The organism is Cupriavidus phytohabitans (assembly GCF_000426345.1).
GTDB lineage: Bacteria > Pseudomonadota > Gammaproteobacteria > Burkholderiales > Burkholderiaceae > Cupriavidus.
This window is the reverse complement of sequence record NZ_AUFE01000024.1, coordinates 78511-96153: the sequence shown is the minus strand read 5'-3', so window position 1 is coordinate 96153 and position 17643 is coordinate 78511. Positions and strand designations below refer to the sequence as shown.

General features: G+C 66.2%; 13 protein-coding genes and 2 pseudogenes. 5 read left to right on the top strand and 10 right to left on the bottom strand.

The features are described from left to right. Positions 1-203: 203 nt before the first annotated feature. Complete coding sequence (locus K309_RS0118610; protein ID WP_029047829.1) at positions 204-863, bottom strand: methyltransferase family protein; 660 nt, start codon at positions 861-863, stop codon at positions 204-206. 160 nt (positions 864-1023) lie between these two features. On the opposite strand from K309_RS0118610, the gene K309_RS0118605 reads away from it, so the two are divergent. After that, the gene (locus tag K309_RS0118605; protein ID WP_029047828.1) at positions 1024-1347 is read left to right on the top strand and encodes a nucleotide pyrophosphohydrolase; all 324 of its coding nucleotides are present in this window, start codon (positions 1024-1026) and stop codon (positions 1345-1347) included. Between the two features lie 69 nt (positions 1348-1416). Here K309_RS0118605 and K309_RS36790 read toward each other — a convergent pair whose 3' ends face one another. Further along, a complete protein-coding gene (locus tag K309_RS36790) occupies positions 1417-2289 on the bottom strand; it encodes a hypothetical protein (protein ID WP_035877839.1) in 873 nt (290 codons plus the stop codon). Positions 2290-2712: 423 nt separating this feature from the next. On the opposite strand from K309_RS36790, the gene K309_RS36785 reads away from it, so the two are divergent. Further along, positions 2713-3246: a lecithin retinol acyltransferase family protein gene (locus tag K309_RS36785; RefSeq protein ID WP_232232417.1), complete on the top strand. Its 534-nt coding sequence runs from the start codon at positions 2713-2715 to the stop codon at positions 3244-3246. A gap of 20 nt (positions 3247-3266) precedes the next feature. On the opposite strand, the gene K309_RS39225 is transcribed toward K309_RS36785, so the two are convergent. From K309_RS39225 to K309_RS0118580, 3 genes are all read right to left on the bottom strand, one after another. Then, positions 3267-4409: a hypothetical protein gene (locus tag K309_RS39225; RefSeq protein WP_051320508.1), complete on the bottom strand. Its 1143-nt coding sequence runs from the start codon at positions 4407-4409 to the stop codon at positions 3267-3269. A 145-nt stretch (positions 4410-4554) separates the two neighbouring features. Continuing rightward, positions 4555-5445 carry a class I SAM-dependent methyltransferase gene (locus K309_RS0118585; protein WP_029047827.1) on the bottom strand — a complete coding sequence of 297 codons (891 nt, stop codon included), beginning with the start codon at positions 5443-5445 and terminating at the stop codon, positions 4555-4557. 119 nt (positions 5446-5564) lie between these two features. Further along, positions 5565-6773, bottom strand: coding sequence for an RNA-guided endonuclease InsQ/TnpB family protein (locus K309_RS0118580; RefSeq protein ID WP_029047826.1), 1209 nt, complete (start codon positions 6771-6773; stop codon positions 5565-5567). A gap of 13 nt (positions 6774-6786) precedes the next feature. On the opposite strand from K309_RS0118580, the pseudogene K309_RS40020 reads away from it, so the two are divergent. Further along, a pseudogene (locus K309_RS40020) lies at positions 6787-6944 on the top strand (transposase); the annotation flags it as partial. Positions 6945-7064: 120 nt separating this feature from the next. Next, positions 7065-7388, top strand: a pseudogene (locus tag K309_RS42970) (MerR family DNA-binding protein); the annotation flags it as partial. A gap of 122 nt (positions 7389-7510) precedes the next feature. Here K309_RS42970 and K309_RS0118570 read toward each other — a convergent pair. The 5 genes from K309_RS0118570 to K309_RS0118550 all read right to left on the bottom strand — a co-directional run bounded on the left by K309_RS0118570 (position 7511) and on the right by K309_RS0118550 (position 16088). Then, the gene (locus K309_RS0118570; RefSeq protein WP_029047824.1) at positions 7511-8665 is read right to left on the bottom strand and encodes a Wadjet anti-phage system protein JetD domain-containing protein; all 1155 of its coding nucleotides are present in this window, start codon (positions 8663-8665) and stop codon (positions 7511-7513) included. Next, positions 8662-12036, bottom strand: a complete 3375-nt coding sequence (locus K309_RS0118565; RefSeq protein ID WP_029047823.1) for an ATP-binding protein — start codon at positions 12034-12036, stop codon at positions 8662-8664. The genes K309_RS0118570 and K309_RS0118565 overlap by 4 nt, the downstream gene beginning before the upstream one ends. After that, complete coding sequence (locus K309_RS36775; protein ID WP_369796445.1) at positions 12029-12715, bottom strand: DUF4194 domain-containing protein; 687 nt, start codon at positions 12713-12715, stop codon at positions 12029-12031. Before K309_RS36775 ends, K309_RS0118565 begins: the two co-directional genes overlap by 8 nt. Further along, the gene (locus tag K309_RS0118555) at positions 12712-14166 is read right to left on the bottom strand and encodes a DUF3375 domain-containing protein (RefSeq protein ID WP_029047822.1); all 1455 of its coding nucleotides are present in this window, start codon (positions 14164-14166) and stop codon (positions 12712-12714) included. Before K309_RS0118555 ends, K309_RS36775 begins: the two co-directional genes overlap by 4 nt. 122 nt (positions 14167-14288) lie before the next feature. Beyond that, positions 14289-16088 carry a methyl-accepting chemotaxis protein gene (locus K309_RS0118550; protein ID WP_029047821.1) on the bottom strand — a complete coding sequence of 600 codons (1800 nt, stop codon included), beginning with the start codon at positions 16086-16088 and terminating at the stop codon, positions 14289-14291. Positions 16089-16392: 304 nt separating this feature from the next. Between K309_RS0118550 and K309_RS0118545 the strand changes: the two genes are divergently transcribed. Beyond that, positions 16393-17595, top strand: coding sequence for a DUF4382 domain-containing protein (locus K309_RS0118545; protein ID WP_156914393.1), 1203 nt, complete (start codon positions 16393-16395; stop codon positions 17593-17595). The last annotated feature ends 48 nt before the right edge of the window (positions 17596-17643 follow it).

The following is a 17643-nucleotide window of genomic DNA, read 5'->3' as shown; positions in this document are numbered from 1 at the left end:
CACATGCCGCAGTCGTTTGATGAGGGCCCAGAATCCTCCGCCTTTCAGTCACGCTGAGCTCTCAGACTGAATTTTTCAGGTCCGACTATTTCAAGATCTGGATCAGAAATAAATCTGTCCCTCTTTTTCCCGCTTGTGGCCCGGCGCACCGGGAAAGTCTAGCGCTGGTTGCCTCCGGCGTGGGCCGGCTCCGCGCGCGGTAATCAATAGAGGCCCGGCAACAACCGCCGCGTCCTGGCGCGGTACGCCGCGTACTCGTCGCCAAACTGGTCGAGCAACAGCGCTTCCTCCGCCCGGATGCGCGCCAGCAGTACCGGCACCATCGCCAGCGTCAGCACCACCCCCACGCCCGAGCGGAATCCGAGCACCCATCCCAGCGAACTGATCACGAACCCGAGGTAGCTCGGATGCCGGATCACGCCGTAGATGCCGGTCGTCACCAGCGTATGCCCGGGCTGGATCGCCACCAACCCGCTGAACCGGCGCCCGAGCACGAACACCGGCCACAAGCGCAGCACGCCGCCGGCTGCAAACAGGGCCACGCCGATCCAGCGCACGGTATCGCCATCCAGCGTCCAGAAGCCGATGCGGTCGGTATAGGCCGGGAGGTAAGCCGCGAGCAGCCCCAGCACGCCGAACGCGCCCAAGACCCAGCGGTTGCCGCGGTCTTCGCGCATGCCGCTGCTGATGTTGCCGCCGGAGAACAGCGCGGCCACGGCCAGTGCAAACAGCACGATGGTGAGGGCCACGCGCGCGGGATGCGCGAAGAAGGCGCCGATGCCGCCCCAGCCTGCGATCGCGATGGCCAGGTAGGCAACGGTGCCGGCAAGGGTGGCGAATGCCAGGCCGGGAGTCGGGCGCATGGGGACCTCCGCTGCGACGATCGATGCACCCGTGTAGCGTAAGCCCGGCATGACGGGCTGTCGAGCGGGCGTGGACGTGCTTAAATTGCGGCTTCGCCCCGCTGTCGGATGCGCCGCCGTCGCAGGGCCGCCCGCCATGAAGCCCCAACGCCATCCCGTCATGCCACTGATCGACATCCATAACCTCCAGCAAGCCGCCCTTGCCTTTGGCGAGGCCCGCAACTGGGGCAAGTACCACAGCCCCAAGAACCTGGCGATGGCGCTGAGCGTGGAGGTGGCCGAGCTGGTCGAGATCTTCCAGTGGCAGACCGAGGATGAGTCGCGCCAGGTCATGTCGACGCACAAGCGCGAGCACGTGGAGCAGGAGCTGGCCGATATCACCATCTACCTGACGCAACTGGTGACGGCGCTGGGTGTCGACCTTGATGCCGCGGTGCGCGCCAAGATGGAGATGAATGCCAGGAAGTACCCGTTGCCGGAGTGAGTCAGCGGGTTGGATGAACTGATGCCGGAAGCCCAGGCCTGCGTTGCATTGCGCGACGGCGGCCTGGCCTCATGAGGCGGATGCTCCTGTCACCAGGATGCACAGGAACAGCACGGCATTCAGCATCGACAGCCCCCAGACCGTCAGCACCATGGCCGACGCGTCGCGCAGGCGCTCGCGCAGGCGGTGTCCGCCCGGCAGCCATTCCCCCCGCGTCCGGCGGGACCAGCAGCAAATACCCGCGCTGCACATGCCCAGCCACGCCAGCGTGCCAAGCGATTCCCATCCGGTTTGCCGCGATGCCTGCACGCGAGTCGGCGATGTACGTAGCGGTATGGGAGCCGGGGGCGGACGATCGATTGCGGCGCGTGTGACGGGGTCTTCAAGAACGCCCGACCCGGCTACGGAACCAGGCGGAGGCTGGGGCGCGATGTCCGGGGGCGCGGGCTGCGGCCGGCCTGGGCGCGTCAGCCTGGGCGCCATCTTTGGCGTCGCTTGCGGCTCGTTCTTCGCAATGTTGTGCACAGGCGCCTCGGGCGCGTTGGGTTGCGATGCGGTGGCGCGCGGAGCCGGCTTGCGGCTCCTGTGCGGGCGCCAGCTGGCAAAGACGCTGTCCAGGCATGCCACCGACGTGCAGGCATCCCGGCGCCGGCGCCATGCGATGACCTCGTCCTGCCCGATTGCGCCGGCGCGCAGCAGTCGCTGCTGCTGTGCATGAATGCGTTCATGATTGCGATAGAGCATCGCGTAGTCGCAGATCAGGGTGGCGGCGCTTGGTTGCCGGCTTTCCCTGCATGGGCTTCCTGAGGCGAACAGATCGTCGCAGCGGGCGGCTGGGTGACGCAGCGCGTGCTTGCAGGCGATATCCGACGCCTGCGCACCGGCGGTGAGCAGAAGGTTGATCGAGATGCAGGCGGCCAGACGGGCCGGAAGCCTTTTCATCCTGTCGCCCCGGGGGCATGCCGAGGGAGGGGCGGCGCAAACGGGGCGTCGATGGGCTCCTATTCTGCGGCTCTGTCGCGGATGTTCGGTGCGGTCGCACACGGTACGGCAGCGATGTGTCCCGGGCACTGGCGCACCGCGGACTGCATATTGAGCGCGGCGCACTGCCCTTGCGATCGCTTCCTGCGCGCCTTGCTCATTTGATCAAAAGCCTCCCCGGCGCTTGATCATTTCATGAAGTCCAATGCTGCGGATGCGGTGGCGTACAGCCTGCGCCCCAGCCGGCTTTGTCTCCCGGCGTCCGCATACGAAGGCTCCACGCGTTCCCCGCTGCACCTGGCTCCCAGCCGCGCCGCGACTGGCATGCCCCATGCAGTTACCGGGCAGGGCCGCCGCTAGCGGCCGGCAACAGGGGAGACGGCAATGAGGCTCTGCAACACAATAGGGATGGCGACGGCACGGTCTGCTTGCTACCTGCCAGCCGAAGCCTCACTGTCCTCGCCATTGCCGTTCGCTGCCGACGTCGAGCCGCCGCTCGGCGCGCACCTTGTGACGCCGCGCCACGGTTACGCGCACCACGGCATCTACGTCGGCGATGGCAAGGTGGTCCACTACGCTGGCTATTGCCACCGTCAGCAGCGCGGCCCGGTGGAGGAACTGGGCCTGGCTGCGTTTGCCGCCGGGCGCGGCATCACCGTGCTGGCCACGCCGATGGCGCGCTACGGTGTCGCCGAATCTGTCAGGCGCGCGCGCTCGCGCCTGGGCGAAGACCGTTACCGGCTGCTGACCAACAACTGCGAGCACTTCTGCACGTGGTGCCTCTATGGCGAAAGCCGCAGCGAGCAGGTGCGGCAATGCATGATGCATCCGCTCAGTGGCTTGCGGCTGTTGGCGAGCCTGCTGGCCTGCTGGTGGAAGACGGCAGCCAGGCAGGCATGGGACGGTGTCCCGGCCTGAGCGCAAGGCAACGGCTGGCGTTACGCCAGGATCCAGAACAGTACGATGCTGTTCACGGCGATCAGTCCCGCCGATACCAGCACGATCCGCGTCGCGGTCCGCGCCCGCTCGCGCCGGCGCGCGGCATCCGGTAGCCATTCAACCCGTCTCCTCCGGCACCACCGGACCACGCACACGCCGCACAGGATCAACCATGCCAGCGCGCCAAGTGGTTCCCATCTGCCAGGCAAAGATCCCTCTATGGGGTAGATGGGGGTCCATCGGGTGGCAGGGCCGGGAGGCGGTTGATTGGTCGCTACCGGGGCGACGGGGCGCTCTGGGGTTTCTCTTTCGGTCACGGCCCGGTGCGGAGGCTGCGGCGCGGCCAGAGGGGCGGCATCCGGGAGCGGCCGATCGGTCGTGGCCGGAGCGATGGGGTGCTCGTTGATTTTCCTGTCGGCCACGAACTCAGGCGGAGGCTGCGGCGCAGGTGGTGGGACCGTATCGGGGAGCGGCCTGCTCTTCACGACAGGGGCGACAGGTTGCTCCCGGCCTTCTGCAGGCAACACGGCCTCCGCCAACGGCTGCGAAGCGGCGGGAGACGCGGGCCGCGCCGTGGCGGGCTGGGTGTCCCGCTGCTTTTCCTGCGGCTTCTCCTGCTGCCTCTCCTGCTGTTTCTCCCGCGGCACCGGCTTCGCGACAGGCTGAGGCTGACGCACCGCCGTCTGCATGCCAGCGTCCGGTTTGGTCTTCCTGGCATTGCTCGCGGCTTTGGCGGGTACCGGGAGCGCCTGGGCAGCGGGGGGAACAGGCTTCTGGCTCGCGTAGTCACGCCAGTTGGCAAAGACCCTGTCCAGGCACGGCACCGAGGTGCAGGCATCGCGCAGTCTTCGCCATGCGGCGATTTCATCCGGGCCAATTTCCCCGGTGCGCAGGAGCTGTAACTGCTCGGCGTAGACGCGCTCATATGTGCCGCGGAGCATCGTGTAGTCGCAGATCAGGGCGACGCCACTCGGCGGCTTGTCCGCATGCCTGCATGTGTTCGCTGTGGCCGGCTGGCCGTCGCAGCGGGCCGCCTGCGGAGCCGCCACATGATGGCAGGCAATATCCGAAGCCTGCGCACCGGTGGCGAGCAGAAGGCTGAGTGCGACGTAGGCGGCCAGTCGGCCAGGAAGCCTTGCCATGCAATTACCCCGCGGTAGCGGGATGCGGTGCGCGATGGCGCCGAAGGGTTCCTATTCTCGCCCTGTGCAACAGATGCTCCGTACGTTAGCGCACGGAACACAAACATTCCTCATGGTGGAGCGCGGCAAGCCCGGGACCCTGGCGTCAGCCATGACAGCCTGTCTCCCCTGCCTTCGAGCCGGCAGGCACCCGCGCGGTAATCATCCAGCAGGCAGCGGTGAAGTGCACAGTCTGGCCATGCACATAGGGCCTGAAGGCGTTGCCGACGACTTCGACAACCCGGGCACGCGTGCCTGCGTCTGCATCACCCAGTGCCAGGCCGACTGGGCCCAGGTTCGTGAAATAGTCTTCCAGCGCGCGCGCTGGAAGCGCGCATGCCACGTCGATCGGCGTGATGTCGATGGCGGTCCAGCCGCTGCCTTCGAGGATGGACCGCACGAACCGGCGACCGCCGAACGCGAACTGGCCGGGGGCACCGGGTTGCCGTGGCAGCAGGTTCGGCAACAGTGGCGCCGCGGCGCGCTCGGCGGTGGTCATGAAGGGGTTGTCCGCGGCGCTGCGCCAGGCGAGGCAGTGCAACGCGGCACCCGGCTTCCCGGCACGTCGCAGGTTGGCAAAGGCGGCGACCGGGTCGGTGAAGAACATCACGCCAAGGCGCGACACGATGGCGTCGAAGCTGCCCGGCGCGAAGGCATGGGTTTGCGCATCCGAATGGACAAAGGCCGCCTGAACGCCTTCCCGTTGCGCGCGCGACCGCGCAACGTCCACCAGCGGGCCGGAGATGTCGATTCCCGTGCAATGCCCGCGCGCCCCGAGCAGCCGCGCCAGCGCCAGCGTCGTCGCGCCCGCGCCGCATCCCACGTCGAGCACATGCTGCGCCGTGCCGGCATCGACCGCGCCGACCAGCAGCGCTTCCAGCGGCTGGAGCATCCGGTCGAGCAGCGCCTGCTGCGCGACCCAGGCCTGGCCGGTCGGGCCGTTCCACAACGCGGCCTGGTCGCCGCCATTGCTGCGCTCTGCTTGCTTGTCACCCATGGTTGCCTCTCCTTGCTCGCCTTCATGGTATTGAAGCTACACTGTGTGTTCAAGCCAACTTGAGTTGACATCCTCGCCGGCCTGAAGTCCGGCGATCCCTACGGCGCTCAGGCGCGGCATTAAACCGCCCCTGAGTCGCTTCGGTGGGTTCCTGCTGCTGGCGACCCGACTGCATCGCTCACTTCACAGGCTAACCGGGCGTGTCCCGCCCTTAGAACATTGATTGCGCCAACCACATCGGCGTTTTCCTCGAAGCCGCATTCCACACACTCGAACCAAGCTTGGGTCTGCCTGTTGTGTGCCGATATGTGGCCACAGCACGGGCAGGTGCGGCTTGTATTCTTCGGCGACACGGCAATGAGATAGCCGCCGTTCCACGCCAGCTTGTAGTCCAGCTGGCGGCGGAACTCGGACCAGCCTTGATCGAGGATGGCCTTGTTCAGGCCAGACTTGGCCCGCACGTTTCTTCCCGGCGCCTCCGCCGTGCCTGCGGCCGAATTGGACATATTCCGCACCTGCAAGTCCTCGATACACACCATCGCGTGGTTTTGGCTGATCGCGGTCGTGGTCTTGTGCAGGTAGTCGCGGCGGGCGTTGCCGATCCGGGAATGAATGTGCTGAACGCGGGCTTTCGCCTTGTTCCAGTTTTTGCTGAACTTTTTTTTGCGGCTCATCGCCTGCTGGGCCTTGCGCAGCGCGGTTTCATGCCGCTTGACGCTGTTGAGCGGCGCGTAGAACGTGCCGTCCGAGAGCGTAGCGAACCGCGCCACGCCCATGTCGATGCCAACCGCGCCGCCGTTGGGGACGTGCTGCTCGACCTCTCGCTCGGTCTGGATCGACACAAACCACCTGCCGCCCGACAGGCTCACGGTGACGTTTTTCACCGTGCCGAGCGTCTCACGGCTGTTGCGGTAGCGCAGCCAGCCGAGCTTCGGGAGGAACAGGCGGCTGTTGGCCTGATCCTGCTTGATCTGCTTCGGGTCGGGATAGCGGAAGCTGTCGCTTTGGCCCTTCTTCTTAAAGCGTGGGAAGCTGGCCCGCCTGGCGAAGAAGTGCGCGTAAGCCCGCTCCAAATCCTTGAGAGTCTGTTGCAGCGGATGAGTGGGCGCATCGGCCAGCCAGGCGGTGTCTGTGCTGTTGCGCCACTGGGTGAGCAGCTTGCACAGGCCGGCGTAGCCGAGCTTCTTCTCGCCCTGCTCATGGCGTTCCTTCTGCAACGCCAGCGCCTTATTGAACGCGAACCGGCACGATCCGGCGAAGCGGCGCATGTTGCGCTGCTGCTCGCTGGTGGGCATCAACTCGTACTTGAAGGCTTGAAGTCGTTGCATGGCTCAACAATACCTCAAAGGCATGTCCAGCTGCCTGCTGCGCAAGGAACGGCCCGACATCCAAAACCGCTACTGGGCGTCCTCTGGTCGCCGTCTTACTTCGTCTCATCCTGCGGCGGCGCTCCGAGCTCCATCGTGCGCCAATACATCGAACAGCAACAGACGCAACATTCAAGCCCAAGGACGGCTACGCCGTCCGCGCTATCCTTACCCGCCCTGAACGGCGGGGCTTGCCGCGCACAGGGTTAAGCGGTGAAAAGCCTGGATATCGCCTTGGCGTAGCGCGCGAGTATACCTGCGTCGAGGCTACCCTCCTATGAGGAAAAGGGCCTGCTCGCCCCGATCGGTCGGCGTGGCATGTGACGCGTGTACGCAGCCGGAGTACTCGAGCGGCTGGCGCTCGCTGGGGCGGGCGGCGGGGTTCTCGCTGGATGACATCGCCAAGATGTTCTCACCGGGGGGGGCGGGTCGCAGGTCGATAGGAAGTTGCGCGCAGCCAAGGCCAATGAACTGGACCGCACGATCCGCAAGCTCACGGCGATGCGGGACTGACTGCGGTACGCGGCCGTGTGTCCGGCGCTGAGCCATATGGAATGCCCGACGTTCCGGCGGATCCGGGCGGGCCGGCATCGGGGGCGATTGGGGGCAGGAAGAAGCTGGCCGTGCCATGAAGTGAAGGGCGTCGCCATGGGAAGCGCCGGTCCTCTGCCCTCCATAGGGGAGAACACGGGCGGTTCTCAGTCGCGCACGATATTCCACACAGCGGCGCGAACCCACTCGAACCCAATACGCTCTTGTTCCAGCCTCAGGTTTTTGCGGATGCGGTTGTCCCGCAAGTCGTCATAGAGCGCCCGCTCGGCGGCGTTCAGCCCGGGCAGATCCCGCAACATCTGACTATCCTCCACGCCCCATTGCGCCTCGAACGCTATCAACGTCTCGCGGTCCATCAGCAGCGATTCGGCGTGCCCGAACACGCCGCGCAGCTGGCTGAGCATGGCAAAGCCGTGGGTGTCGATGTCGCCCCAGTAGTAAAGCCGGCAATCCGACAGCCAGCGCGCGCCGGCGAGGAGGCTGAAGCCATAGCCCGCACCAAAGATCACCAGGCTGTCGGTGACCTCCGGGAACGCCAGAAAATTTATCTCGTTCTCGGTGATGAACACGCGCGAGACGCCGGGCGCCAGCGCCGCAAAGCTGTCAGCATCCAGCGTGACATCATGTGTTGGTGCGTTGCCAGGCAGCGTGCGGTTGTTGCGGTCGAGGATGCGGAATCGAATGCGCAGCGGCTTGTCGAGAAAGCCATAGCGCGCGGAGAACTGGTGGATGCCGGAGTACTCCGAAGCGATGGCGCCTGGCGGCAGCGACAGGTCGAGCAGCTCGGCCAGCACGCCGCGATGCGCCTCGATGAATTTGGTATGCACGCCCGGCAGATCGACCTGGCGCAGATATACGCCAGGTCTCGGGCGCTGCTGCAGCCAGCCGACGATGGCAAGCAGCCTGTCCCACGCGTCGTGGAGTTCCAGCGGCTGCGTCGCGCGCGTGGTCGCGGCAATGGCGCTAAAGCGCTCGACCTCGCGGCGCTTGCCCAGGAGTGCGACGGCATCGTCCAGCGTATCGACCCACGCCGCACACGGCATGGCATTGGCACCAAACGTGCGATGCCGGAATTCGCGCATTTCCAGCCGGCAATGCGGCAGTTGCCGTAATTCGCCAATCCAGGCGCGCGCTGCCTCGAAGCGCTCCGTCAGTTCGCCTGAGGACGGTGCGCGCAACGTCAGCCGCCTTGGGAACAGCGCCTCCTGCGGTCCCGGGCCGAGCAGCGCGCGCAGGATGTCGCCCTTGTCCCAGAGCCGCTGCACCTGGATGCGCACGTCGGCGGGACGGCTCCAGTTCATGCGGTCATCCTGGCTTTCTCGGCGCGGTACTCGTCAATCGTCAGGTTGCGCACCTTGGAGGCGCGCCCTTCGTCGTTTTGCACGAATGCGACGCTGGATACGTAAGGTTCGATGATGTGGATTTTCTGCAGCGGCGTCACAATCAACAGTTGCAGATTGAGCTTCGCGAACAGCCGCAAGCCATATTGCGCCGACTCGTCCGAGCCGCGCCCGAAGGCTTCATCGATCACGACAAAGCGGAACGAGCGCGAACGCACCGCGCCCCATTCAAGCCCGAACTGATAGGCCAGGCTGGCGGCCAGGATGGTGTAGGCAAGCTTTTCTTTCTGGCCGCCTGACTTGCCGCCGGAGTCGGAGTAGTGTTCATGCTCGGCGTTGTCTTCACGCCAGCGTTCGCTCGCGCCGAAGACGAACCAGTTGCGCACGTCGGTCACCTTGGCGGTCCAGCGCCGGTCCTGTTCGGTCAGGCCGGTGCGGCCGCGAAAACGTTCGATGATGCGCTTGACCTGCAGGAACTTGGCTTCGGAGTACTGGCTGTCCTCGGAGCCGGTCAGCACGCCTTCGGTACAGGCGCGCAACTCGGACTGGAAGTCGCGGATTTCTGCATCGGGCGTTACCTGTGCTTCCAACCGGATGTAGCGCCCGGTGTTGTAGTCGATCTGCGTCAGGGACTCGTTGATGCGCTCCACGCGTTCGCGGATGGTCTGCTGTTCCTTGCCGAGTTGCGCGTTGAAGTTGGCGATCTCGTTGATGGTGTTGACGTTCAGCAGTTCCTTGAAGCGGGACTCGAAGCGGGGCAGATCGTCGGCGCGCAGCTTGTCGAGCATGCCGCGGTATTCAAAGCCAGCCGAGACGCTGGCATCAACCTCGCTGGTTTCCAGCTTGAATGCATCCTTGTAGGCGGACATCGCTTTCACGATGTTCTCGCTGAGGCGCGCTATCCGCTTGGCTTCGGCGTCGAGGCGTTCCTGGAGCGCGGTGCGCATATCGCGCTCGCGGCCGTCGCATGCTTCCACGGTCAGCGTGTGCTCGCCCAGTATCTCCGCGCGCAGCACATCGATGGTGCCGCCCGGCACGGCTTGCGCCAGGTCGGCGCAGGCGTCCAGCGTTGCCTGGGTTTCGTCGCGCAATGCCAGGGCGTCGCTCTTGCGGCCCTCTGCCTTGGAGCGCTTGTCGCGGTGCTCGTCCAGCTGCCTTTCAGTGTCTTGCAGCGCGGCCTGGACCTCGCCCAGCCGGTCCGTCAGTTGCCTCAGCACATCCGATGCGGATTCCAGCTGACGCTTCTCTTCGGCCAGCCGCGCGGCTTCGCGTGCCGGGGCCTGCCAGTCAAGCTCTTCGAAGTCGGCAAAAATATCGAGCTGGGACAGGGCGGTAAGCTGGTCCCTGAGGGCGTCGCGCTCCTTCATCAGCGCGGACATCAGCGCGGCCAGCTTTGCCAGCCGGGTTTCCAGCGCGCGCGCATCCGCTTCCAGCGCTGCAATCTTGGCGGCATTGCTCCAGCCCAGCACGTAGCGGCTGCGATCGTCCAGGCGGTGCCGGTCGTCCTTCTCATGGCGCTCGCCCGGCATCTTGACCTGTCCCGCGCGCGTGACGGCGCGGGTTTCGCGGCGGAATTGCTCGTGCGTGGCGCAGCAGGCAACGTCGAAGCGCGCGGCGACTTCCCGTTCCAGCCAGCCGTAGAAGGGCGAGTCCGGCTTGATGGCGAGCTTGCGCGCGAGCGAGTCGCGGTGCAGCGCCGCGCTGTCCGTCCTGGCGCCTTCGCGCACGCGGAAATAGACCAGGCGGCCTTTCAGATGCGTCCGGTCCACCCATGCCGATACCTCCGGATAGCGCGCATCGGGCACCAGCAGCGACAAGCCGAAGTTGTGCAGCAGGCGCTCGGCCGCGCCTTCCCAGTCGCGCTCATCGTCACGTACCTGCAGCAGTTCGCCGGCGAAGGGCATGTCGTCTTCGGACAGCGACAGCGCCTCGCACATGGCGCTGCGCATCGCGATCTGCGCCGCCGGGATATTGCTGCGGCGCGCTTTCAGGCTGCGGATTTCTTCGCTCAGCGCGTCATGATCCAACTTGTCCTGGCGGAACGCGACGTTGTGTTCGGTCAGGTCGTTCTCCAACGCGGCTTGGCGGGACTTTGCCGTGTCGGCAAGCGCGGCAAAGCGCGCCTTCATGGCAAGGAAGGCCGGCTCGTCTTCCGCCGGCGTCTCGCCGACCGCGCGGACCAGCTCGCCGTAGCGCTCCGCCCTGTGCCGGCGCCTGGCGCTCTCGTCGGTCTGCACGCGGATGTCTTCGGCGAGCCGGCCGAGGCGGTCGCCGCCGTTCTCGGCGATATTGCGGCGCAGTTCTGCCTCGTCGTTGCGCTGGGTGTCGCGGCGCTCCTGCAGGCGGCGCACGTGGCAGTCTTCGCGCTCCCATTCCTCGGTCTGGCCGGCAATGCGCTTGTCGAGCAGCGCCAGCTTGAGCTTTGCAAAATAGGGGCGCAGCGCCTCGCGGCAGGCACGCAGCTGCTCGGAGGCTGCGACCCGTTCGGCATGGCGCTCGCAATCGGCGACCAGCGGCGTCAGCATCGCCTCTTGCCGCTTGGCCTTGAGGACCGCCTCATGCGCGCGATCCAGGTCGTCGAAGTGTCCCAGCAAGGCTTCGATGCGCGGCGCGACGTCGAACGGCTCCAGCATGTGGCTGCGCACGAAATCGGTCAGGTTGCCGACGGACTTCATCGACACGGTCTGGTGGAACAGCTCCAGCGCCTGATCGTTCTCGATGCCGAAGCGCCGGCGGAACCAGGCGCCATAGGGATTGAATGCGTCAAACACCTCGGCCGTCAGCCCGCGCAGCTTCTTGCGCAGCGCGGCGATATCCGTACCGAAGTGGGCAAAGTCGCTGGCAATGGACAGTTCCTGTTCCGCGCCGACATAGAAGCGTGCCGGCTGCCCATGGGCTTCCTTCATCCAGAACACTTGCGCCAGCGTCACAGTCTGGTCGTACCCGGCGTTGTGGAAGACGCCGAGGATGACGGAGTAGCTGTTCTGGTCGCGCAGCGCCACGGGGCGCGCGGTGCCGGTGACTTCGTTGCGCTCGGACTTGTAGTGCCCGAGGACATAGCTGCGCAGGGTGCGCTCGCGGCTTTCGGCGCCGGCGGCCTTGTTGTAGGCGATGCGCTGGGCGGGCACCAGCAGCGTGGTCACGGCGTCGACCAGCGTTGACTTGCCTGAACCAATGTCGCCGGTCAGCAGGCCGTTCCTGCCTTCCGGGCGGATGATCCAGACGCGCTTGTCGAACGTGCCCCAGTTGAAGACCTCCAGCCGCGACAGGCGAAAGCCGGACAGCGTGTCGTCGTCGGTGAAGTCCAGGCTCAGGTTTTGCGGCTCATGCATCGGACAGCCCTCCATTGGGCGCGCCTGCCTGGCCGCTCAGCTGGATCTGGTAGGCCGCCAGGCGGGAATCGAATTCAGACAGCCATTGCGCGTCGATAAAGGCCTTCAGGATGCGGCGTACTTCAAAGCCGGTCCGGTTGCCCGCGCGCGCGCCGGGGTCCGTCTTCAGCCGGCGCAGGAAGCCCAGCTCAACGATCTTGTTCACATGCAGTTCGATCTGGTCGATCAGCTTGACTTCGTTTGTCCCGGCCGGCAGGAACACGCGCAGCAGTTCGGCGATTTCATCGAGCGTCAGGACCAGCCGCGTATCGCCGCCGGTGGCGTCGAACTCGGCGAGCTTTTTGCGCAACAGGGCCAGCGTCAGGCTCACCGGGAACGACAGCTGCCTGCGCGCGATCAGCCGTGGCGGGCGCCCTGTGCTGTCGTCGTCGCTGTCCGGCTGCGAGCGCAGGAAGGCGTAGCCTTCGGCCTCATCGAGCACCAGTTCCAGCCCGAGCACCGCAACGTAGTCGCGCACCGTCGGCTGCAGGTTGAGCAGCGCATGCCACGCCGCGGCATCGGCGTCGCGGTAAAGGACGCCCTTCAGCAGCGGCACCACCAGCGCCGACAGGGCAAGGTCAGGCGGCGCCGAAGACGAGCCGGCTGCGGCAATTTCATTCTGGTCTGGTGTCATGTTCATCGGACAAAAATTACCCTGGGCAGGCTGGCCTGCCTGACCACGGTGCCCGCCTCCGGGCTCTGCACCGTCCAGCTGACGGTGTCGGTCGCGTCTTCATCCACCACGGTGCGGAAGGTGTCGCCCGAGAGCTGCAGGTAGGCGACCAGTTCAGCCAGGCCATGCTGGAGCGGGCGCATGTCGCACAGCGCCTGCAGCGTGACCTGTGTGCGGCTTTGCAGCGCGTGGCGTACGTGTCCGGCCAGTTCTGCCTTGTCGATCACGACTTGCGAGAACAAGGCTTCCGCATCGACCTCGGCGTCGCCGGCTTCGATGTCGCGCTCGGCAATGCGCGGCTTCAGGGCCGGCACGAACAACGGCCGCTCCATCGGCAGTTCGATATCGGCGGCGGTATCGTCTACCGCCATCACAACACCAGGCGGCGGCGCGTCGCGCACGGCCAGCGCGCGGGCCTCGATGCCGCGCAGGATATCCATGATGCGGCGGTTCTCCAGCCAGGCCTTGTCGTCGAGGAAGCGCCGCAGTTGTTGCGAGAGCTGGGCCACGGTGCGCTGGGTATGCTCGCCGGCCTCCAGCCAATCGTAATGCACGCGGCGCAGGCGCGTGTCGGGCTTGAGTTCCGATACCGGCGGCAGTGCCAGCACATGTTCGAGCAGGGACGAAAGTTCTTCCTGGCGGCGGCTGCTCATCAGGAAATCCCAAAAGGCGCGGAAACTGCGGCCCTGGTCGGAATCGGCGATGGCATCGCGCTCGCCCATGATCTCTTCGAGCAGTGCGCCCCTTGAGCCTTCCCACAGCGCAATGCGCTCGCGCACGCGGCGGTCCAGCGAGCGGAAATTGTCTTCCACTTCGCGGAAGTCTGTCAGCAGTTCGCGCGCCAGCGAGACGAACTGCTGGAAGCGGTCTTTCAGCGCGGTGTCGTCCAGCAGTGACAGGTCGCCGCCTGCCACGCGCGCGATTTCCGCATCCAGCTCGTCGCGTCGCCGGTGCAGTTCCGCCATGCGCGCCTGCGGGTCGGTCTGCGTGCCTTCTTGCATCTGCTTGAGCAGGTCGAACAGCGTCAGCAGGCGCGACTCCGTGCCGACGAAGCTGCGTTCGGCCAGCGTGCCGAGCCAGGCGATCGCCTTTTCGGTGGCCGGCGTCAGGTCGAACTGCGGCTCGTCCGAGCCCTGCCGGTAGAACTTGCGCAGCCAACCCCTCTCGTTGGCGGCCCAGTCGTTCAGGTAATCGAGTGCGGCTTTGGGAAAGGCATCCTGGCCAAGTCGTTCGCGCAGGGCAAACAACTCGTCCTCGAGCGCTTCGGCGAGATCGGATTGCCCGATCGAACGACGATTGGGTTCGACGAATGCACGATGGAGAAACGCCGCGACAAGGCTGGCATGGTCGGAGCGCAGCAGGCGCCAGGCGGGATGGCTCTGGCGCAGGCGCTCAAGGGTGTCGAAATCGAGGCTCACAGGGACAAGCCAGGCGCTTCGGCAGTGCGCTGGCAGGTTGGCAGGGTGAGCCCCGGATTTTACGCCAGCGATACCAGGCGCGATGTGATGCGTGGATCGTGTGACATGGCTTTGGTGTTCCCTTATCCCAGCCTGAACTGACCTACCGCCCCCGCCAGGCTTCCTGCCTGCGTTTGCAACGCCGCGGCCGCCGCGGTCGACTGCTCAACCAGCGCCGCGTTCTGCTGGACCATTTCGTCGAGCTGGCTGACCGCCTTATTCACCTCTTGAATGCCGTGTGTCTGTTCCATCGCAGCGTGAGTGATCTCATTAATAATTCCGGTCACCTTCGACACATTGCCGACGATCTCGTCCATCGTCTCGCCGGCGCGCCGGACCTGCCCCGAGCCGGAGGTGACGCTGCCCACCGTGGATTCGATCAGCGTCTTGATCTCCTTGGCCGCCTGCGCACTGCGCTGGGCCAGCGCGCGCACTTCGCCGGCCACCACGGCAAAGCCCCGACCCTGGTCGCCGGCACGCGCCGCTTCCACCGCGGCGTTCAGCGCCAGGATGTTGGTCTGGAAGGCGATGCCTTCGATCACGCCGATGATGTCGGAGACCTTGACCGAGGCATTCTCGATCTGCCCCATGGTGGCGATGACTTCGCCGATTACCACGCCGCCATCGGCGGCCACGCGCGAGGCGGCGCTGACCGACGCGTTGGCATGCTGCGCCGAGTTGGCCGACTGGCTGACGGTGGCGGTGATCTCTTCCATCGACGCCGCAGTCTGTTCCAGGCTGGCGGCGGCGGATTCGGTACGGCGCGACAGGTCGATATTGCCGGCGGCGATCTCGTCGGACGCGGCGCGCACGGATTCGCTGGCGTCGCGGATCTGGCGCATGGTGATGCAGAGCTTGTCGGCAAAGGTATTGAAGGCGCGCGCGATCTGGGCGACTTCGTCGTTCCCGTGCGCGGGCAGGCGCTGGGTCAGGTCGCCGTCGCCGGAGCCGATGGCGTCCATGGCGTCGCGCACGGTGCCGAGGCCGCGCAGCGACATGGTCGCCACGCCCCATACCACGATGGCGGCAACGCCCGCGATCAGAACCAGCGCGATCACCGAGGCGATCAGCACCGAGCGCATGCCGGCCGTGGCCTCGGCCTGGTCGAGCGCGACGATGAGCATCCAGTCGGTGCCGGGGATGGCGCGCGCGCCGAGCAGCTTGGCGCTGCCGCCGATGTCGACCTGCAGCGGGGGCTTCGCGCCGGCGAGCGCGCCGAGCTTGTCGGCGGTCAGCGCGGGAACGAGATCGGTGACGGGCTTGAGTGTCAGCTTGCCGTCGGTATGCGCGACGATTTCGCCGGATTTGGCGACCAGCATGCCGAAGCTCGCCGGCGTGGGATGGATCGCCTTGACGTTGGCGATCACGGTGTCCATGGCGACGTCGCCCGAGACCACGGCCTTGACGCCGCCGTCGCGGATCACCGGCACGGCGAACGCCACCACCAGCTTGCCGGTGCCGGCATCGACATAGGGCGGCGTGACCACCGGCTTGCCTGCCGCGGCGGCCTGCTTGTACCACGGACGGCCGGTGGGATCGTAGTCGGGCGGGATGCCTTCCGGCTTGGAAAATTTGGCAGTCTTGTCGGCATAGCCCACGTAGACATTGGCAAAGCGGCCGGCGTCGGCGATCTGCCTGAGCGCAGCGTCGGGTTCGGGCTGCAGCGCGGCGTCCTGCAGCGAATCGATCATCTGGCTGTGCGACGCCACCCACTCGGCGATGGCGCTGCTATGCCCGCTCTGCACGGCGGCCAGGCTGCTATCGATGGCGTCTTCGTTATAGCGGCTGGCGACTAACTGGTTCAGCGCGGTATTGATGGCGAGCGCGGCCACGACAATGGCCACGCACAGGGCCATGATCCGGGCGCGGAGAGTAGTGAACATCTGGGGAGTTCCTTTGTAGGGAATCGTGGGGGGCAGTTGTCTCGTGGGATTTCCACCCCGCTGTATACGGGTGCGCCCCTTGCCGACTTGAGAGCGGAACGCGAGATGTTCGGGAATTCGCCGAAGTTGACGACGCAACCTGCCAGTTTGCTGTGTGATCGGAGCGTCGTCAGGGTGTTGAAGGCATGGCTGTCAGGGTGTTGAAGGCGAAGCTTCTTTACAACGCTTTACAAAGGCTTACACCGGTTATGCGTTTCGCAACATATTCTCCGGTCAACCCCACAACAACAAGCGGAGAGACGCCGTGCTGAACCTTTCTCATACATCCACGCCGCTGCGCATCCTGGCGCTGAGCGGCGCGCTCGCGCTGGCAGCCTGCGGCGGCGGCGGTGGAGATGATTCCGGTGGCCAGGGAACGCTGAAGGTCTCGATGACCGATGCGCCCGCCTGCGGCTATGACAATGTCTTTGTGACCGTCAACAAGGTGCGCGTGCACAGCAGCGCCAACGCCGATCCGGGCGCCGGCGGCTGGGTCGATATCGATGTGGTGCCCGCACGCAAGATCGACCTGCTGTCGCTGACCAACGGCGTGCTGACCACGCTGGGCCAGACCGTGCTGCCGGCCGGCAACTATCAACAGGTACGGCTGGTGCTCGATGCGAACCGCGGGGGCGGTTCGGGCGCGCTGGCCAACTCGGTGGTGCCTACCGGCGGCACCGAGCAGTCGCTGGACACGCCGAGCGCGGTGCAGTCCGGCATCAAGATCAACCGTCCGTTCACGGTCGCGTCCGGCACGCTGACCGACCTGGTGCTGGACTTCGACGCCTGCAAGTCGGTGGTCACGCGCGGTAACGGCACCTATGGCCTGAAGCCGGTGGTGACGGCGATCCCGACGGTGGTCAGCGGCGCGGTCACCGGCGTGGTGGCCTCTGCCCCTGGCGCGCGCGTCTATGCCGAGCGCAACGGCGTGGTGGTGAAGGCCACGGTGGCCGATGCCAACGGCAACTTCACGCTGTCGCCGATCGAGCAGAGCAGCACCGCCGGCGCGGTCGACGTGGTGGTGGTGCCGGGCGCCGCCAATGGCCGCGGCACGGGCATCGTGCGTAGCGTGCCGGTGGTGGCTGGCGGCAGCACGGCGATCTCGAATTCGGCATCGCCGATGACGTTGCCGACTTCCGCGTACCGCCGCGTCTCCGGCACGGTTACGCCGGCTTCGGCCGAAGCGACGCTGCGCGCGCTGCAACTGGTCAATGGCGGCACCTTCGAGATCGCGGCGACCGCCGCGGCCACCGATACCGGTGCCTACAGCCTGTTCGCGACCGAGCCGGCGCTGCCGGTGGCCGCGCCCGTGATCGGCACCTACCAGGCTTCGCTGCCGATCCCGCTGCAGCCTGACGGCGCCGCGGGCGGCAAGTACAGCGTGCAGGCCACCAGCAACAGCGGTGCGGTGGTGTCGCAACAGGTCGATGTCAATACCGCCGATGTGATCCAGAACCTGTCGTTCTGAGCGGACCGGGTTAGCGGTCGTTTAGCGGGGGACCAGCCGGAAGCGGGC